Here is a 3,895-nt window from a genome sequence, read left to right on the forward strand (position 1 = left end):
AGAGGACAATTATCCTTCTTACTGGGATTAGCAAAACACGTTTTTTGTCCTATAAGCCTCTTTTGTGTAAAGCAGAAATCAATAAATTCAAAGGTGAATCTTCATATATAATCGACGTAATTTAAAGAATCAGACAGATGCTAAGCTCTATCTGACTCTTTTATATATTTGAGTGCTTATCAGTATTGAGAGTAGATTTATTTCTCTGTTAAGCTCCTGACCGTTATCTACCAGCAGTAAATAATCATTGATTAAGTTATCTGATAGCCTGAGCAGCCCGGCATACTTGTGCTGAGCATTATCACCTGAAGCTTCGGCGGTAGCCAGTATATTTTTAATATCTATAAACTGAGATTTTTCATGACTTTCCAGCGGAATTTTGATTTGGTATGAGCTGTTATCTTTGATGAATTCAGCACTTATTGAATCGGCTGTATCTGGGAATATATTGGCATTGATTGCGTATTCAGCGCTATCTGACAACTTGTGGGGCGCTCGCAGCTGCCTGCCCGTCACGGTCAGGCAGCCGGCGGCGAGCCTCGGACGCGCTGTCAACTCGCCGTCGGCAGACGGGAGCCCGGCTCCCGTCTGCGCGAGCGCCCAATCCAAATTCTGACAGTCCCGATCTTTCAAAACGTCGGCTAAGCTATCCTGACAATCCCGATTGCCTAAAACGCCGGCAAAATTATCCTGACCAACTATATTAACCAGATGATTGAGTTGAAGCACATCCTCGCGGTTGTGCGTTAGAATAATTTTTTCAATTACAGAATCCTGATTAACAGCATATTCAGAAAAAAGCTTAACGCTCTCCCTCCCGGAAATGACGTCTTTTCTGTTAGTTCCGATACCAAAATAAGCCTCTACATTTTTTTGGCTGATAGATCCAATTTCGGACTTCAAATTGGTGTTAGAGCGAATAAAATTGTATAGGTCATATTCGTACATATTCAATATATAAGGGAGGTGGAGCAGCTCAAGCCGTTGTTTCACAAATGGAATATCGAAGGCTGCTCCGTTATATGTAATCAAATAATCTACACCTTCTTCGCATAAAAATTCCATTGTAGACATGAGGACTCTGTCCTCCTCGTATGGCGTCTCGGCTAGAAACTGCGTAATCTTGGAGCCCTTGCCATCTGCAGTCATGCAGGCGGTCAGAATTATCTTATTGCCACGTTGAGCCGATAAGCCGGTCGTTTCTATGTCAAAGATGCATGGCTTGAGATCTCCGTGGTACATGTCAAATATTTCCCCGTGATAGAGAGGGGAAGTGTATGTTCTCGTAAATTTTTTCATAATGGTGCTGTCCCTAGCAGCTGATACATAGAGTCAAAATTGTTCAAATAGGCAAACCGGGTATAGTTATCATATCTACGGCCACAGTAATAATGACTCATATACATCAGCATATGATTATTATATGAGTTTTGCTTCTTTAACTATTATAGAATATCACGGAAAAGAAAAACAGACTACAGGGGAGTAGTCTGTTTCGTAAAAAGGGTATTGGGACTAGAGATTAAGAGATTGCCAAGGAGACAATCTCTACCATTGATTATAGTCGTTCTTTGTACGTTTTGCAATACTTATTCTGATAATAATTATACTAGTAACATCAATTATATTTAAGCAATGTATAAATACTGATAAATAAAATCTATTTTATATCATCATAGTCGAGCGAAAACCTTACAAATTAGCAGGTTGTAGCTCTATACATTGAACAGAAAGTGTATTACATCTCCATCCTGCACTACGTAATCCTTGCCTTCGGATCTGATCAGACCCTGCTCACGTGCCTTTGCGAGGCTACCGCCGCACTCTATTAGTTTGTTGTAGGCAATAGTTTCAGCTCTGATAAATCCTTTCTCAAAATCGGTGTGGATTTTTCCTGCTGCCTGTGGAGCCTTCGTTCCCTTGGTAATCGTCCAAGCTCTAACTTCCGGTTCGCCTGCAGTGAGATATGATATGAGATTCAACAGCGAGTAGCTGGCCTTTATCAGCTGATCCAGACCTGATTCCGAGATTCCCAGATCTTCGAGAAACATCTCACGCTCTTCAGCGTCAAGCTCTGCCATCTCTGCTTCAATTTCAGCACAGATTTTTACGCAGCCGGCGCCTTCACTAGCTGCAAACTCCGAAACCTTTTGCACGTGCTTATTATCATCGCTGGAAACATCGTCCTCAGATACGTTGGCAACGTAGATGACCGGCTTAAAAGTGAGCAAGTCCATACCGGAGATAATTTCACCTTCCTCTTTATTGAGCTCCATAGCCCGTGCAGATTTTCCCGTTTCCAGCCACGCCTTAACTCTTTCAAGCAGGTCAAGTTGCTTTGCAAGACTCTTGTCCGCCTTCATGCTTTTGGTTAACTTGGCAATAGCTCTTTCGAGCACTTCAAGGTCCGCAAAAATCAGTTCTGTATTGATTGTTTCGATATCATCAAGCGGATCAACGTGACCATTAACATGGACGATGTTGTCATTTGCGAAGCACCTTACCACATGTACGATGGCGGAAACCTCACGGATATGACCGAGGAACTTATTTCCCAGCCCTTCACCCTTGGAAGCACCCTTTACCAGCCCGGCTATATCGCAAAACTCTATCGTCGTGTAAATAGTCTTCCTGGCCTTGTAGATGTCCGTCAACACCTCGAGCCTTTTGTCAGGAACCGTTACAACTCCGACGTTGGGTTCAATAGTGCAGAAAGGGTAGTTGGCAGCTTCTGCACCAGCCTTTGTAATTGCGTTAAAAAGTGTACTCTTGCCCACGTTAGGTAGGCCGACTATGCCTAATTTCATTTCTTTACCTCTTAATAATCGATAATCCGTTTATCTGTTATTCAGTTTATTTCGCCTTCTAAGATATATATATAGTAAGAGCGAAACAACAAAGATGACAATGCTTATAACCTGTGCCTGCCTTAGAATTCCAATCATAAGGCTGTCTGTCCTAAGTCCCTCGACAAAGAAGCGTTCCGGCGCATAGAGGAGACCGTACATGCAGGCAATCTGACCGGGAAATGCGCGGTTACTATACATAAATGAGAGAACTGCGAAAATCACCAGACACCATATTGATTCGTAGAGAAACGTTGGATGAACACGCTGCCCGTCGACAATTATCGCCCATGGTACATTTGTCTCAATGCCATGAGCTTCTCCGTTAAAGAAATTTCCCCATCGTCCAATTGCCTGTGCGAGTGCGACGGTGGGTAGCACTAAATCTGCCATTTCTACGAAGCTGATTTTCTTATATCTACACATTATGTATGCGGTAACTAATCCGAATATCAGACCTCCGTGTATGGCTAACCCTCCACCACGTATATTGATAATTTCGGCAGGGTAGAGCTTGTAGTAATCCCAACTGAAAGCCACATAGTATAATCTAGCTCCGATAATCCCGATAGGAATCATGCCAAGAGAAAGGTCGAGGACGTCCTCTGATGCTATGCCGTGCTTAGGTGCTCTCCTATAACTGATAAAAAGAGCGAGCATCGCTCCAAGAGCTATGAGTATTCCGTACCAGCGTATCTCGAATCCGGCTATTGTTAATGCGATTGGATTTGGCGACGTCACAGGAACCTCCATATTCTTAATAACTCCTGAGAAATTTACTACGATAGTATAACATAAATAGGCTCCTTTAACGAGATTATCGCAGAAAAATAACCTTGTACTATTGACAAGGATAATGTCGTTTGTTAATATAATTTGGCGACACAATAGTGAGCACCTGTGGCGGCGTAGCTTAGCTGGCTAGAGCGTCCGGTTCATACCCGGAAGGTCGATGGTTCGAGTCCATCCGCCGCTACCACATGGACGCTTAGCTCAGCTGGGAGAGCATCTGCCTTACAAGCAGAGGGTCATAGGTTCGAGCCCTATAG

The 3,895-nt window shown here is 43.2% G+C and carries 3 protein-coding genes and 1 tRNA gene; 1 reads left to right on the plus strand and 3 read right to left on the minus strand.

Annotated features, from left to right (window positions below):
- Positions 1-147 precede the first annotated feature (147 nt).
- From HMPREF0581_RS02385 to lgt, 3 genes are all read right to left on the minus strand, one after another.
- A complete protein-coding gene (locus HMPREF0581_RS02385) occupies positions 148-1,299 on the minus strand; it encodes a ribonuclease H-like domain-containing protein (protein WP_009643561.1) in 1,152 nt (383 codons plus the stop codon).
- A gap of 416 nt (positions 1,300-1,715) precedes the next feature.
- The gene (gene ychF / locus HMPREF0581_RS02390; protein WP_009643563.1) at positions 1,716-2,807 is read right to left on the minus strand and encodes a redox-regulated ATPase YchF; all 1,092 of its coding nucleotides are present in this window, start codon (positions 2,805-2,807) and stop codon (positions 1,716-1,718) included.
- A gap of 30 nt (positions 2,808-2,837) precedes the next feature.
- Positions 2,838-3,599, minus strand: a complete 762-nt coding sequence (lgt, locus tag HMPREF0581_RS02395; RefSeq protein ID WP_009643564.1) for a prolipoprotein diacylglyceryl transferase — start codon at positions 3,597-3,599, stop codon at positions 2,838-2,840.
- Between the two features lie 149 nt (positions 3,600-3,748).
- Between lgt and HMPREF0581_RS02400 the strand changes: the two genes are divergently transcribed.
- Positions 3,749-3,825: transfer RNA gene (locus HMPREF0581_RS02400), tRNA-Met, on the plus strand.
- The last annotated feature ends 70 nt before the right edge of the window (positions 3,826-3,895 follow it).

Source organism: Mogibacterium timidum ATCC 33093, from assembly GCF_000525775.1.
In the GTDB taxonomy this organism is placed as follows: domain Bacteria; phylum Bacillota; class Clostridia; order Peptostreptococcales; family Anaerovoracaceae; genus Mogibacterium; species Mogibacterium timidum.

Bases quoted from the DNA above. Each gene is read 5' to 3' on its own strand.
- lgt (WP_009643564.1), bottom strand. From the start codon at position 3,599: ATGGAGGTTCCTGTGACGTCGCCAAATCCAATCGCATTAACAATAGCC.
- HMPREF0581_RS02385 (WP_009643561.1), bottom strand. From the start codon at position 1,299: ATGAAAAAATTTACGAGAACATACACTTCCCCTCTCTATCACGGGGAA.
- ychF (WP_009643563.1), bottom strand. From the start codon at position 2,807: ATGAAATTAGGCATAGTCGGCCTACCTAACGTGGGCAAGAGTACACTT.